The sequence below is a fragment of the uncultured Stenotrophomonas sp. genome, from assembly GCF_963519125.1.
Classification (GTDB): Bacteria; Pseudomonadota; Gammaproteobacteria; order Xanthomonadales; family Xanthomonadaceae; genus Stenotrophomonas.
Genome location: NZ_CAUQLJ010000044.1, coordinates 1 through 13,025 on the forward strand (window position 1 = coordinate 1; position 13,025 = coordinate 13,025).

The 13,025-nt window shown below is 62.4% G+C and carries 11 protein-coding genes and 1 tRNA gene; 4 read left to right on the top strand and 8 right to left on the bottom strand.

What is annotated here, in order from left to right:
• Nucleotides 1-266: 266 nt before the first annotated feature.
• Nucleotides 267-689, top strand: coding sequence for a hypothetical protein (locus RYM47_RS19280; protein WP_099481671.1), 423 nt, complete (start codon nucleotides 267-269; stop codon nucleotides 687-689).
• A 315-nt stretch (nucleotides 690-1,004) separates the two neighbouring features.
• On the opposite strand, the gene RYM47_RS19285 is transcribed toward RYM47_RS19280, so the two are convergent.
• The 4 genes from RYM47_RS19285 to RYM47_RS19300 all read right to left on the bottom strand — a co-directional run bounded on the left by RYM47_RS19285 (nucleotide 1,005) and on the right by RYM47_RS19300 (nucleotide 5,970).
• Complete coding sequence (locus RYM47_RS19285; RefSeq protein ID WP_315390111.1) at nucleotides 1,005-1,499, bottom strand: hypothetical protein; 495 nt, start codon at nucleotides 1,497-1,499, stop codon at nucleotides 1,005-1,007.
• A gap of 27 nt (nucleotides 1,500-1,526) precedes the next feature.
• On the bottom strand, nucleotides 1,527-2,666 hold the full coding sequence (locus RYM47_RS19290; RefSeq protein ID WP_315390113.1) for a hypothetical protein: 1,140 nt from the start codon (nucleotides 2,664-2,666) through the stop codon (nucleotides 1,527-1,529).
• Between the two features lie 1,681 nt (nucleotides 2,667-4,347).
• Nucleotides 4,348-5,799 (bottom strand): site-specific integrase, encoded by a 1,452-nt coding sequence (locus RYM47_RS19295; RefSeq protein WP_065427648.1) that lies wholly within the window; start codon nucleotides 5,797-5,799, stop codon nucleotides 4,348-4,350.
• 80 nt (nucleotides 5,800-5,879) lie between these two features.
• Nucleotides 5,880-5,970, bottom strand: a tRNA-Ser gene (locus tag RYM47_RS19300).
• Nucleotides 5,971-6,142: 172 nt separating this feature from the next.
• Here RYM47_RS19300 and RYM47_RS19305 point away from each other — a divergent pair.
• Nucleotides 6,143-6,847: a protein phosphatase 2C domain-containing protein gene (locus RYM47_RS19305; protein WP_315390115.1), complete on the top strand. Its 705-nt coding sequence runs from the start codon at nucleotides 6,143-6,145 to the stop codon at nucleotides 6,845-6,847.
• Nucleotides 6,848-6,881: 34 nt separating this feature from the next.
• Here RYM47_RS19305 and dnaQ read toward each other — a convergent pair whose 3' ends face one another.
• The 3 genes from dnaQ to RYM47_RS19320 are packed head-to-tail and all read right to left on the bottom strand — an operon-like array spanning nucleotide 6,882 to nucleotide 8,724.
• A complete protein-coding gene (gene dnaQ / locus RYM47_RS19310; RefSeq protein WP_315390116.1) occupies nucleotides 6,882-7,607 on the bottom strand; it encodes a DNA polymerase III subunit epsilon in 726 nt (241 codons plus the stop codon).
• 4 nt (nucleotides 7,608-7,611) lie between these two features.
• On the bottom strand, nucleotides 7,612-8,064 hold the full coding sequence (gene rnhA, locus RYM47_RS19315) for a ribonuclease HI (RefSeq protein ID WP_070207964.1): 453 nt from the start codon (nucleotides 8,062-8,064) through the stop codon (nucleotides 7,612-7,614).
• 12 nt (nucleotides 8,065-8,076) lie between these two features.
• Entirely contained in the window at nucleotides 8,077-8,724 is a 648-nt protein-coding gene (locus RYM47_RS19320) for a methyltransferase domain-containing protein (RefSeq protein ID WP_315390119.1), read from the bottom strand.
• Between the two features lie 11 nt (nucleotides 8,725-8,735).
• On the opposite strand from RYM47_RS19320, the gene gloB reads away from it, so the two are divergent.
• Nucleotides 8,736-9,503, top strand: coding sequence for a hydroxyacylglutathione hydrolase (gloB, locus tag RYM47_RS19325; RefSeq protein ID WP_315390120.1), 768 nt, complete (start codon nucleotides 8,736-8,738; stop codon nucleotides 9,501-9,503).
• Nucleotides 9,500-10,702 carry a transglycosylase SLT domain-containing protein gene (locus RYM47_RS19330; RefSeq protein ID WP_315390122.1) on the top strand — a complete coding sequence of 401 codons (1,203 nt, stop codon included), beginning with the start codon at nucleotides 9,500-9,502 and terminating at the stop codon, nucleotides 10,700-10,702. The genes gloB and RYM47_RS19330 overlap by 4 nt, the downstream gene beginning before the upstream one ends.
• A 173-nt stretch (nucleotides 10,703-10,875) precedes the next feature.
• Here the strand turns inward: RYM47_RS19330 and RYM47_RS19335 are convergent, their stop codons facing one another.
• Nucleotides 10,876-12,849 (bottom strand): peptidyl-prolyl cis-trans isomerase, encoded by a 1,974-nt coding sequence (locus tag RYM47_RS19335; protein ID WP_315390123.1) that lies wholly within the window; start codon nucleotides 12,847-12,849, stop codon nucleotides 10,876-10,878.
• Nucleotides 12,850-13,025: the final 176 nt, after the last annotated feature.

The window sequence follows — 13,025 nt, forward strand, 5'->3', positions numbered from 1 at the left end:
TTTCAACCCCCCCCTCCCCCCCATCCCACCAAAACGGCCCCCCCTGGGGGTGGATTTGTTGGTTTGTGGGCGGAGAGGGGGGGAGTCTAAGCCACACAACTCCCAGAACCCTTGCAGCGCAAGACTTAACGCCCGAGGCACCCGCATAAGGTGTCCAAGGAAGGGGCCACGATACCACCGCCGTTCCCGAGGCCACAATGCAGGTTCCGCGCGTTCAGCCTGTACAATCTCAACGCGCCAAGGTAGGCGCGCCCACAGGGGGATCAATGAAGACAATTACCGGGCTGGCCTGCCTTCTTCTGGCCGGATGTGCGACAAGTGCCGCGCCGAACTTCTTCAACGGCAACTATTACATGGCTGGGGACGCGACCTGCAAGCAGGTCCGGGCCCTCTCGCCCACCCGAGTCATGTGTATCGACAAGAAGGGCAATGACACAGGCTACCGGGACGCACTGACTGCCGAGCAGTTGCAGATGTACCACATGCAAATGCAGTACCAGCAGGCTCAAGCACAACTGTATAGCCAAGAACTCCAACGTTCCAACCAAGCCCTACAGAACAGCACCCAACAGTTGCTACAGCAGAGTCAGCAGTACACTGCCCCTCAAGTGGCACCCATAACGCCTCCCGGCGGATATCAAACGCGCTGCCTTGTGAATGGGATTTACGTTAGTTGCAGGTCCAACTAAAACGAATTCGGAGAGCGTAATGGGCGACTTTGAGCGCACCTTCGGGGCAGGGGCCAATCTCGACTCTATTATCGGTGGATTTAATCGAGATCACTTCCGAGAGCAGCGATCCACGCGCAGCAGTCCAACGCCCAGAAAAAAAACGTTCAAGACGTTTCGGGAGGCCAGTGACTGGGCGAAGAGTAATCCGGGACGTTCTTTTGGGCGCGTCCCTGGTACGGATGAATTTGAGCCCAAGGGGTGATCAAATTTAGTTTGAGTCCGCCACTGTTGGGCCGACGGCTGGCGTACTAGCCAGCCGTCGAGCGGTTCGCCTTAGGCTTGCTCTTCCTGTTCCTCCACCCAATCCAATACCGCGCGCATCTCTCTCTGGTCGTAGTAGGAAGGCGCAGAGCGCGGCTCAAACACTCCGTTAGCAATCGCGGCATCAAAATAATGGCGTGCGGCTTCATAGTTCGGCACATGCAGGCGCTTGATCAGTTCCAGAACCTCGCTCTCTTCCGAGAAACGCTTATCCGCTAGGAACGACAGGAGCGTAATCAGGCCATCGGGACCCACAAAACTGGAAAGCGGCAGGTCGGCAACCGTGTATCTCTTGGCGGCAAACCACTGGTCCTCGTCGTGGTAGCACGCGCTTTTGCGGTCCGCATTTGGGGATGCGTGTCGGTGGTGGACAAGGCGGAGATGGTGGGCACTCCGCTGAATGTCATCGGGTCCGTTTCGTCCATTGAGCCACTCTACCCAGCCATCATCGACGCTGAGGATAGGATGGCCGCATTGGTCGCAAGTCCACGGTGCATCGACTGCCATATTTGCCCCCTGCTTTCAGTTGAGCCTCTATTTGTAGCGCGGCCGAAGACCGGCGGCAAGCGGCGTTTGTGGTGCCCGTGCAGATGCAGGCACCTGGGTGGGCGAAGCCCCCACCAAAGCCGCTTTTGCCTTTAATTTCTTAGCCTTTTCATGCTTCCTTGCTTTGGTACGTGCGGCCTTGGTTACCGCCACATTTTTCACGGGGCCGGACACACTGGCGCGAGGCCGCTGACCACCCCGGCCGCGCCGCTTCGTACCGTAGGACATGAGGGAAGCGGTAGAACGGTGGCCCATAATTTTCGCAGCCGTTTCCGGCGTAGCCTTTCCGTCCGAAATGTCTGCTTTCAGATCGCTCCCGACAGCATGGCGGAACGTGTAGCAACTCATGCCTTGCACCTGCAACGCACGGTTTAGGCTTCTGTAGTCGGCGGGCGTCGTGGCAAGCGTGTAGAGCCCGCCACGCTCGGCACACAACAGCGCAAGCCCTTGGACAGCCTTACCGCCGCCCGACAGGGGGAAGGCCAAGCGGCGCTTTTCGTGGCCCCGTAACGCGTCCACCTTCGCTCCAATTATTTCCACACCGATGCCGCTGGGCTTTCCATGCTTGTCCCTCAACAATTTCACGCTAACCCCGGCCATCAACTCTGCCGGGCGGCATCCCGTCAACGCCAACAGCGCCAGACGCTCGCTGTGCCGCTCTAGGAGCCTCGTTCCACGGTGTCTGCTGTCCAACAGCGCACAAGCAGCGGTGTCCGCTGTCGGCGCGCCACTGAGGCGCTTGGACTTGTCCACCGGCTTGCGGCCCTCCGTTTTTATTTTGAGGGCCTTCGCCGCCCAGGCCTTTCGACCCGCCGCCAAAAATTGGTCATCAAGCGCAACGGCCAATCTCCACGCTTCTGCGGTGCACTGTTGGGCCTTAGCCACGTCGCCGGATTTGCGCGCCTGTTCAGACAGTGCGCGCCACGCCCGCACGTCCTCGGCCATTGCCCAGCGGCACGCCGTTCGCAACTTGTTCCAATGTTGCGCACTGTTCGCCTTCTCCCACGCCGTCACTCCCTCGCGCACCAATCGCGTGTACACGCGCCGGTACTCGTCTGACGTTTCGGGCGTTAGCGCGCGCTCCGGACACTCGGCCAGAACCTTCCGCGTGTACTTGTCGGCTTCCAATGTCCACGGCTTACCGGTGGCAATGGCCTCCCGGCGGTGCCACTGTTCATCCCGTTCCAATTTTTCTTTGTGCTTCCTCGTCCACCCGTCACACAGGGGTGACGGGCGAACATCGTGCGCACGTCCGCCCGTTTCATAATCTGAAACGAGCGCGGGGGCTGTGCCCCCGTGTGGCCTTATGGGGTTACGCTCTCGCTCCACCCCGTCCACACTCCCCCCATTCTCGGACGGAATAACCGTCCGAAAATGGTTTGAAGCATGTATGGTTGAAGGTGATTTCTGTTTCATAATTTAATTGAAACAGAAAAACGAAAGCGCGCAATGGGTCTGGGTGACCAAACTCCTGCTCGCGAATGACGTACCAAACCGCCCAGTAGTGCCGACTCAGCACGAACGCCGCCAGAGGTGCGGATGCTTGGCGCAGTGCATGGAAGGACGCGCAGCGATGGAACGAGCGGGTATTGCGGACGGATGCGCGTGGACGCCGAGCGTCATAAAAACAAAGCCGCACTGGCTGATAGATATTGGGTGTGTGTTGGTGACTGTCCTGAACATATGCACATGTCGCACCGCAGGTGTTCTAACGCCGTGTGTCAATTTTTCTGAAAAATCACCCTGAAACCATTGCTCCGCAAGGGTTTCGGCGTGTACACGGGCGTGTGACGATCTGAGACGAAAAAATGGCTGATAGCCAAGCGCCGCAACGGTTTCGCCGTGCGCCCTTCAAACACGGGAACTCGCCCATTGAAAAAGGGGCCGTTTCCGGCCCCTTCTTCATCCGCATCAATATCAAGAAATTGATTTTGATACTTTATCGGCCATTGACTCTTCTATTTCAAGCCCCACGCGTGGGGCAAATTGAGCCGACATGGTCAAACTAGCATCACCACGAGATATGTCAATAGCGACTGATTGATAATTAAAAAAATAAACCCCGCTTGACAATTAGGCGGGGTTTATTATGTTGAATATATGGCCACACGGTTGACAGACCGTATGGCGAGTAAGGCAAAAAGAGACTTTGCGATACCCAAGCAGTTGCTCCTACTCATTCAAGGTAGCAATGAACGCAAAAAAATCAAGCCCCTTTCTCGCCCACTTCTCTGCTCAGCCGATAGGCCATCGGATACTGAAGAAACGGGGCAAGTAACCACGCCGCAAATATTCGTGACTGTCGCGCAAGGCGGGGATTATTGAACACGGCGCACTGCATAACTAGGTACGAAGGGCTGGACGATTTCCCCCCGACGCACTGGCCCTGACCAGGTTCAAGGCGGAGTTTATTCCGCGCACAGGGCTGGCAACACCGATAAACCGTGTGTTGCTTGTGGGCTACGGTAGGGTGGGTTTGAAATCACATTCCGGGCGTTCACAGACAAGTTCGTTGCCCTTGGGGAGTTTTCCCTGTGGGAAAACGAATAACATCTGTGAACACCCTCAAGCCAAAGCTAAAAGCAATATTGTGGATAAATCCACTCCTAAGTCTAACGACCTAATACTTTAGAAAAGCTAGGTTTTTCTAGTAGTAAAGCTTTACTGCACCATGGAAAGCCAATAAATAAAATACAAGCCCGGAGGGGCGTAATGAAATGAAGCCGGTGCGCGCGCCCCAGATGGGATTGCCGGGCTGGCATGGAATTATAAAAACGGGCGGGGACAGAGCCCCGCACGCATCCGCGCTTTAGACAGGAGAAAACAGCGGAGTCAGCGCGTTGATCTTTATCACCCCGGCTGCGCTCCAATCCAAGGCTGGAAAACATTGCGCTGACAGCGCTGCCGGAGAGACCTTCTTACCGTAGACCGCGGAATGATCGTCATCAGCGTCCCGCCCGCCTTCGTGACCAACGTAGGCGACTCGGTACTCCTTGCCTACCAAACCATCCTGCATGCGCTGAATGACTGTCTTGCGAAAACTGTGGAGGCCAATCCGCCCTTCGCCGCGCGCGGATATTTTCAAAGTGTCACTGAGCAGATGACTGAATGCCTTCTGTGGGCCATTGGCTGGGCCGTTCTTAGCGTCAAACGTCAGATTGGGGAACAACTTGCTTTCCCCCTCCCCGCGCAGCCGCTCAACCAAGACCCACAAGCCGAGTTGGAGCAAGTCTGGGTGGATCGGGATGATGCGCTCGCTGGCTTCGGTCTTTAGGCTCTTGTCTTGCCCCTCTGTAGTGATGTGGATGCACTTGATCCCATCCACCACCTTGAAGTCGTCCAGTTCCAACTGGGCGATCTCATTGCTGCGCGCCCCGGTGTACAGAGCAATCAAGGCCACCCAACGCGACGACTGCCGCCTCATGGCCTTGAGCGCAGTAGCGCTAAAAATAATTTTGAGTTGTGGCAGATCGAAGGCCTGCCAGCCGGTCTTTTTGGACTGCAAACGTTTGGCCTTCTTACTGACTTTGATGTGGCCTCGGGCGATGTTGTCGCCCTTGGGGTAGTAGCCCGCAGCCATAGCCCAGTCAAAAAACAGAGACAACCACCTCGTTTTGGTTTCAATGTAACCATCGGTCAGCGGCTTACCAGATCGCTCGGCTGGTGTCTGTTTGAGGTGGATAACCCACTCAGCGCAATCAGTCTTGGACAGATCGCCCATTGCCACCCGCGCCGGTGAGGGCTTACGCGTGGAGTTCTTCCACGCAACAAAGGCGTTCACGGCTTCCAACTTCTGACCTGGCGTTTTACGGGCTCCGCTGGTCAACGTCTTGGACCATTTTTCGACTGCCATCTCCAAGGCGATGCGAGTGGACGCGGACAGCGGCGCACCACCAACAGAGGCCACCCCTTGCGCGTTCAGCAACCGGACGGTTTCCAAAGCCGCCGCGTTGTCCTGCGCCGAACCGTCCGTTTTGACTGTGTAGCCGTGAGGACCGGCTACTACTTCAAAGTCAGCCTGCCCCTTCTGCGCGCTGCGGAGCAGTTCATCCACGCTCTTTGCCATATCCCCTCCTTGAAGGGCCACAGCATAGCGGGAGGCGAGCACAAGGGCTTGCAGATGCGCCACACGGGCATCACGAGTACCAAGGGAGCGCTTCACCACCTTCAGGCCCAGCGGGCCTTGGAAGCGCTTGGGGACCTTCCAACGAAAGTGATAGACCCCAGTGGAAGAGACAACAAGATAGTTCGGCAATCGCATGAGAGTGTCCAAGCGAGTGCCCAAGAGCCCCAAAATGAAAACGCCCGCAAGTCTTTGACTGGCGGGCGCTTCATCTAATCTGGCGGAGAGGGGGGGATTCGAACCCCCGAGGCGCTATAAACGCCTGCCTGATTTCGAGTCAGGTACATTCAACCGCTCTGCCACCTCTCCAGATGGTCCCCGGCGAACCGGGGAGCGAATAATACGGTGACGACGCGCCGACGGCAAGCCATTCCGCAGCTGCCGATGAATTTCTTCTGTATCGATGCCTTGCCGGATGTCCGCAGGGCCGCGATCATGCCGTTATCCCTCAGCAATACACTCCCCTGGCCTGCGCGCGACCATGATCGAATTCGGACACCTGACCCACCCTGGCCTGCGCCGTGACCTCAACGAGGATACCTACTACGGGGACGGCGAACTGGCATTGTGGCTGGTGGCCGATGGCATGGGCGGGCACGCCTGTGGCGAGGTGGCCAGCGCACTGGCGCGCGAGACCATCGTGCGCGAGATCCGCCAGGGCGCCACCCTGGCACACGCGATCCGGGTCGCCGACGAGGAAATCATCCGCACCTCGCGCCGCCGCAACGACAGCCTGCCGATGGGTACCACGGTGGTGGCCGCGCGCGTGCAGGGCAACCGCTATGAGGTGGCCTGGGTCGGCGACAGCCGGGCCTACCTGTGGCGCGACGGCAGCCTGGCCCAGTTGAGCCAGGACCACAGCGTCGTCCAGGAAATGGTCGCGCAGGGCAACCTGACCGCTGAACAGGCCCGCGCCCACCCGCACCGCAACGTGGTGACCCAGGCGCTGGGAGTGACCGACCCGGCGCACCTGAACGTGGCCACCACCACCGGCGAACTACGCCCGGGCATGCAGCTGCTGCTGTGCAGCGACGGGCTGACCGAAGAGGTCGAAGACCGGGACATCGCCCGCACCCTGGCCTACGACGACGCCAGTGCGCAGGAATGCGTGGACACGCTGGTGGCGGCCGCGCTGGATGGCGGTGGGTCGGACAACATCACGGCGATTCTTGTGCGTTGCCATTGATTGGCGTGGGTCACGACCGTTGGTCGTGACCCCCTTACGCAACGGCCTCTTCCGCCTTCGGGCCGTCCCAGATCGCGTGACCGGCCTTCTTGCGCAGTTTGGCCAGGCGCGCTTCGTGCGCTTCCAGCTCCGAGGCGGTGGCCACCACGCGCGGGCGCGGCAGCAGGCGGCTGCTGTCGAAGGCCTGGGCCTGTGCACTGCCGGGACGGACATCGTCGGCAGACCCAAAGCCGATTTCCTCCTGGCCCGAGGTCAGCGCGATGTACACATCGCCCAGGATCTGGGCGTCGAGCAGGCCGCCATGCAGCTGGCGGTGCGCGTTGTCCACGCCCAGCCGCTTGCACAGTGCATCCAGCGAATTGCGCTGGCCGGGATAACGCTCGCGCGCCATCTTCAGGGTATCGATGACCGTGCAGCGGTCGGTGATTTTCCCGTACTGGTCGCCCAGCAACGACAGCTCGTAATCCAGGAAGCCCAGGTCGAACGCAGCGTTGTGGATGATCAGCTCGGCGCCGTCGATGTAGGCCAGGAATTCCTCGGCGACCTGCGCGAACGCCGGCTTGTCGGCCAGGAACTCCAGGGTCAGGCCGGTGACTTCCTGCGCGCCCTGTTCGAACTCGCAGTCGGGCTTGAGGTACTGGTGGTAGTTGTTGCCGCTCGGGCGGCGCTCGAGCAGTTCCACACAGCCGATTTCGACGATGCGGTTGCCCTTGCGCCATTCCAGGCCGGTGGTTTCGGTGTCGAGGATGATCTGACGCATGTGCTCAGTGTACCGGGCCGCCGGCGCGGATACGGATCGCGGCGTCGCGCGCCAGCGTGTCCACCCGCTCATTGTCCGGGTCGCCGGAATGCCCCTTTACCCAGCGCCAGTCGATGCTGTGCTTCTGCGTGGCCGCGTGCAGGCGCTCCCACAGGTCGCGGTTCTTGACCGGATCGCCGCCGGCGGTCTTCCAGTTCTTGCGGATCCAGCCCGGCAGCCACTGGGTCAGGCCCTGGCGCACGTACTGGGAATCGGTGAACAGCACGATCTCGCACGGCTCGGTCAGCGCTTCCAAGCCGGAAATGGCCGCCATCAGTTCCATCCGGTTGTTGGTGGTGTGCGCTTCGCCGCCGCTGAGCTCGCGCTCGTGGCCCTTGTAGCGCATCAACGCGGCCCAGCCGCCCGGACCGGGGTTGCCCAGGCAGGAACCGTCGGTGTGGATTTCAATGGTTTTCAATACAACTCCAGATCAGGTCGCCACGGTACCGTGCCAGCGGCGGACCGGCAGTGGCTTGGGTCCTGGCAGGGCCAGGGTGCGTTTTTCGGCGGTAAACAGGCAGGCCGCGCGCAGCGCCGCAACGCTGCGCTGTCCCGGTGCGCGATCGCGCCACATCGGGCCCAGCCAGTCCAGCGCGTCGCAGGCCAGGCCGGCCTGCTCCAGGGTGTGCCGCAGTCGCTGCGGGGTGCGCACCACCAGGCCGTGGTGGCGCCACTGGCGGCGGAACGGGCTGAACGGATTGAGCGTGGACAACCACAGCCGCCCGCCCGGCATCAGCACCCGCTCGCATTCGGCGATCAGCTGCTCCGCGTCGCGCGCGGTCACGTGCTGCAGCACGATGGCGTTGAGGCTTTCGCTGGGGAACGGCAGCGGGAGCGCGCAGGTGACATCGCCTGAGTAGCCGCGCGCGGTGCGGTAGAGGCGCATACCCTGCCCCGGCAGGCTTACCGCTTCTTCATGCCACGACGGGGTCGGTGCGATCCACAGCCATGGGGTCACCGGGTGCGAGGCCAGCACCGATTCCAGCGTCTGTCGTTCCAGTTCACGCAGCACTTGCGCCGGTTCAGTATCAAACCAGGATGCGACAGAAGCTTGACGGAGGCTCGGCGCGGCGGGCATGGTCCAATTCTATGCGACTGACTGCCCTACCCGCATTCGCGGACAACTACATCTGGGCGCTGGTCGCCGACGACGGCCGTGCGATCGTGGTCGACCCCGGCCAGGCCTCCCCGGTACTGGCTGCGGCGACGCAGCAGAACTGGCGCCCGCACACGATTCTGCTGACCCACCACCACGATGACCATATCGGCGGTGTGGCCGAGCTGCAGGCCCGCTATCCCGGGGTTTCCGTGCTGGCCCCGGACGATCCGCGCATTCCCATGGCCACCCAACGGGTCGCCGGAGGTGAACGCGTTCAGGCATTGGGGTTGGAGATCGACGTAGTATCCGTGCCCGGACACACCCGTTCGCATGTCGCGTTTCACACTGCTGAACATCTTTTCAGTGGCGATTCGCTGTTCAGCCTGGGGTGTGGACGCATGTTCGAAGGTACGCCGCCCCAACTTCTGGCATCCCTGAAGAAGCTGGCGTCCCTGCCGCCGCACCTGCTGATGTGCTGCGGACATGAGTACACCGTGACAAATGCCGTCTTCGCGCGGCATGTCGACCCCGCCAACGCCGCGCTCGCGCGACGCCAAGAGGAGGCCCTGGCCATGCGCCGCGATGAACGCCCCACGCTGCCGGTTGCACTGGCCAGCGAGCTGGAATGCAATCCGTTCCTGCGTACCGATACCCCCGCCGTACGTGCCGCGGTAAGCCAGCACCTCGGTCGTCCCGTCACCGATGAAGTCGATGTCCTGGCGGGTCTGCGGGGCTGGAAAGACGGATTCCGAACATGAGTCGGCGATGGTTGCCGCTCGCGGCCGGCCTGGCGATCGCTTTGGCCGGCACCGCGGGCGCCCAGTCGTTGAGTGCAGGGATGTCGCAGAACGTGGCCGGGCTTTCGCAGCTGCCACTGGACGCTGCCGCCCTGCCCCCCGCCTCGGTCCGTAATGGCCAGGACATCTTCGCCAGTTTCCGCGAGGGCCTGGCTGAACCCACCTGCGATGCCGAGGCCACCAGCCCGCGCTGGCAGAAGCAGTTCGCCCATGCGCCCTCGCGCCTGGCGAACCAGGATGACGATGCGCTGGTGCTGTTCGGCTACGTGGTCGAAGAACTGCGCAAGGCCGACCTGCCCACCGAATTTGCGCTGATCCCGTTCGTGGAAAGCGGCTACCGGCCCAATGCCCGCAACGGCAGCGGCCCGGCCGGACTGTGGCAATTCATTGCCAGCACGGCGAAGAACCACCGCGTGCAGATGACGGCGGGCTACGACGGCCGGCTGTCCGCCGCCGATTCCACCCAGGCAGCGGTGCGCTACCTCAAGACCCTGCATGGCATGTTCGGCGGCGACTGGCGCCTGGCCACCATGGCCTACAACGCCGGCGAGTACCGCGTGCTGCAGTCGCTGCGCAAGGCCGGCATGAACGCCCAGAACGCGCAGCCAGCGGCGCTGCCGGGCTTGTCGCCGATCACCTATTCGTACGTGGAGAAGCTGCACGCGCTGGCGTGCGTGCTGGAAGACGCCGAAACCTCGCCGGGTGTGATGGCCTCGCTGGATCGCACCGTGCCGGTGCTGAAGGGACACACCCTGCCGGCCGGCACCACCGTGCAGCAGTGGGCCGCACAGCGCGCCCTGGATCCGGCCCGCATTGCCCGGCTCAATCCGGCCCTGGCCAGCGGCAAGGGACGTCCGAGTGGCCAGGTGACGGTACTGGCCCCGGCGACGCATGCACCGGCCGATACCTCGGTGATGGTGGCGCAGGTCGAGGCGCCGGTGAACGATACGGTCAGCCCGCGTGCGGATGCGCTGGCCGCCAGCCGGACTGTGGCCAGTGCGGATCGTCCGCGTGCGCGTCGGCATACGGTGCGCAATGGGGAGTCGGCGTGGACGATCGCCAAGCGCTATGGGATGCCGTTGAAGGCATTGATGTCGTTGAACAACCTCAGTGGCAGCAGTGTGTTGAAGCCGGGGGCTGTGCTGCGCGTTGAGGATTAGAGCCCAGCTCCGTTTGGGGTCATGCCCTACCGGATGTTGGCGATACACGTGCGGTCGATTGGGATGCGACCCTACCGCTGGACGCAGGGCCGGAACATCGAACGCAGAAGGCCCGGCATTGCCGGGCCTTCTTTGTTTGCGCTTGCCGGGCAGAGCCCGGCAATACGCGATACTTACAGGTTTGCTTCTTCCACCTGCACTTTGTAGCTCTTGCGCAGGGCCTGGACGAAGTCCTTGGCGGCGGCCATGCCGTCGACCTGGTCGAGCTGGTCGCGGAACTGCTTCTGCTGCTCGGCCGGCACTTCGGCCAGGTTCGGCGGGCTCACCTTGTTGACCGCGAAGACCACGTAGCGGTCCTGCACGGCGACCTTGCCGTAGCTCGGCTTGCCTTCGGCCGGCACCGGAGCGGCAAACACCGCCTTGTTGATTTCCGGGGTCGGCACCGGCTGGGTGCGCGGCAGGCCCGGCAGCGGGCTGAGCTGCAGCTTTTCTTCAGCGGCCAGCGCCTGCAGGGTCTGACCGGCCTTGAGCTTGGCCAGCAGCGCGTCAGCGGCCTTCTCCGACGCCTGACGGGTCCGGTCGGCGCGGATCGCGGCAATCACCTGGTCGCGCGCCTTGTCCAGCGGCAACGGCTGCTCAGCACTGTGGTCGGTGACGCGGATCAGCACGCTGTGGTCCGGTGCGAGCGTGATCGGGTCGCTGACGGTGCCGTCCTGTATCAGAACGTCGGAGAACGCGGCACGCAGCACCGCCGGGTTGGCGGCGATCCCGCTGGCGGTGTCACGGCTGAACGGACCGATGGTCTGCACCGGCAGCTTCACCGTGTCGGCCGCGCTCTTGAGCGAGGTCGGGTTCTTGTAGACCTCATCAACCAGGCGGCCACTAAGTTCGGAGAACGCACCTTCGGTGTCGGCCTTGAGCTGTTCGGCGGCCAGCTGGTCGCGCACCTCTTCGAACGGACGCTCCTGGCCACCCTTGATCTCGCGCAGCTGCAGCACGTGGTAACCGAACTCGGTCTTGACCGGTGCACTGACCTCGCCCGCCTTCATCGCGAACAACGCGTCTTCGAACGGCTTGACCATGGCGCCACGCTCGACCCAGCCGAGGTCGCCACCGGTGCCCTTGGAGCCGGTGTCGTCCGAATTGGCCTTGGCCAACGCAGCGAAATCGGCACCCGGTGCCTTGGCCTGTGCAGCAAGCGCCGTGGCCTTCTCTTCAGCGGCCTTGAGCTTGGCCGGATCGCTGCCGTCGGCGGCGATCAGGATGTGCGAGGCCTGGCGCGCTTCGGGCGTGGCAAAGCGCGCCTTCTCGTCGGCGTAGCGCTTGCGCAGTACGGCCTCATCGGCCGGCGCGGCGGCGGGCAGGCTGGCCGCGTTGATTTCGACGTACTCCAGCGACACGGTTTCCGGCTGGCGGAAATCCTTGCCGTGGCTGTCGTACCACTGCTTGATCTGTGCGTCGGTGACGTCGGCGGTGTCGGCCGGCAGTTCCGGCAGTGCGGCGATTTCCACGTCGCGGGTTTCGCCCAGCATGTTCATCATCCGCGTGGCTTCGGCACTGGTGACGAAGCCCGAGTTCTGCAGCGCGGTTGGAATGACCGACTGCTGGATGTTCTCGCGCACCAGCGCTTCGAACTGGGCCGGCGTGCGCGGCGGGTTGCCGGTGCTCAGCGCCAGGCGGTACTGGTCCTGGTTGAACTTGCCGTCGGCGCCGACGAAGGCCGGGATGGAGGCGATGGTCTCGCGCACCAGGGCGTCCCCGATGACAATGCCGGACTGTTCGCCGGCCAGGCGCACGACCTGCTCGTCGATCATCTGGTCGAGCACGGTCAGCTTGTTTTCGGTGCTTTCGAACTCGCGCGGGTCGAAGTTTTCGCCCTGCTGCTGGCGGGCCTGCTGGCGCGCCTGTTCGAAGCGGGTACGGAAGTCCTGTGCGCTGATCTCATGGTGCTGCCACAGGAACGACATCGGCCACCACGACGGCGCCGAGCGCCACCAGGTCGGCGGCGCGGCCACCTTGGCCACGTTCTGCGCACCGACACCGCCCAGATAGCTGGAGTCGATCACGAACAGGAACGGGATCATCAGCAGGCCCAGGATCACGGTAACGATCCAGCCCGAGGTCTTGTCGCGAAGTTTCTGCAGCATGGGAGAAATCAAGGCCCGATTGGCGAATCCGGCAGTGTACCCCGCTTCGCGCCGCTCCCCAACAGGGACGGGCGTGCGCCCAAAAGAAAAGCCCCTGGCTTTCACCAGGGGCCTTCAAGAATTGGCGGAGCGGACGGGACTCGAACCCGCGACCTCCGGCGTGACAGGCCAGCATT

What these genes read in the sequence shown, in the direction of transcription:
- RYM47_RS19280 (WP_099481671.1), top strand. Translation starts at nt 267, where the DNA reads ATGAAGACAATTACCGGGCTGGCCTGCCTTCTTCTGGCCGGATGTGCG.
- RYM47_RS19285 (WP_315390111.1), bottom strand. Translation starts at nt 1,499, where the DNA reads ATGGCAGTCGATGCACCGTGGACTTGCGACCAATGCGGCCATCCTATC.
- RYM47_RS19295 (WP_065427648.1), bottom strand. Translation starts at nt 5,799, where the DNA reads ATGCGATTGCCGAACTATCTTGTTGTCTCTTCCACTGGGGTCTATCAC.
- RYM47_RS19305 (WP_315390115.1), top strand. Translation starts at nt 6,143, where the DNA reads ATGATCGAATTCGGACACCTGACCCACCCTGGCCTGCGCCGTGACCTC.
- dnaQ (WP_315390116.1), bottom strand. Translation starts at nt 7,607, where the DNA reads ATGCGTCAGATCATCCTCGACACCGAAACCACCGGCCTGGAATGGCGC.
- RYM47_RS19320 (WP_315390119.1), bottom strand. Translation starts at nt 8,724, where the DNA reads ATGCCCGCCGCGCCGAGCCTCCGTCAAGCTTCTGTCGCATCCTGGTTT.
- gloB (WP_315390120.1), top strand. Translation starts at nt 8,736, where the DNA reads ATGCGACTGACTGCCCTACCCGCATTCGCGGACAACTACATCTGGGCG.
- RYM47_RS19330 (WP_315390122.1), top strand. Translation starts at nt 9,500, where the DNA reads ATGAGTCGGCGATGGTTGCCGCTCGCGGCCGGCCTGGCGATCGCTTTG.
- RYM47_RS19335 (WP_315390123.1), bottom strand. Translation starts at nt 12,849, where the DNA reads ATGCTGCAGAAACTTCGCGACAAGACCTCGGGCTGGATCGTTACCGTG.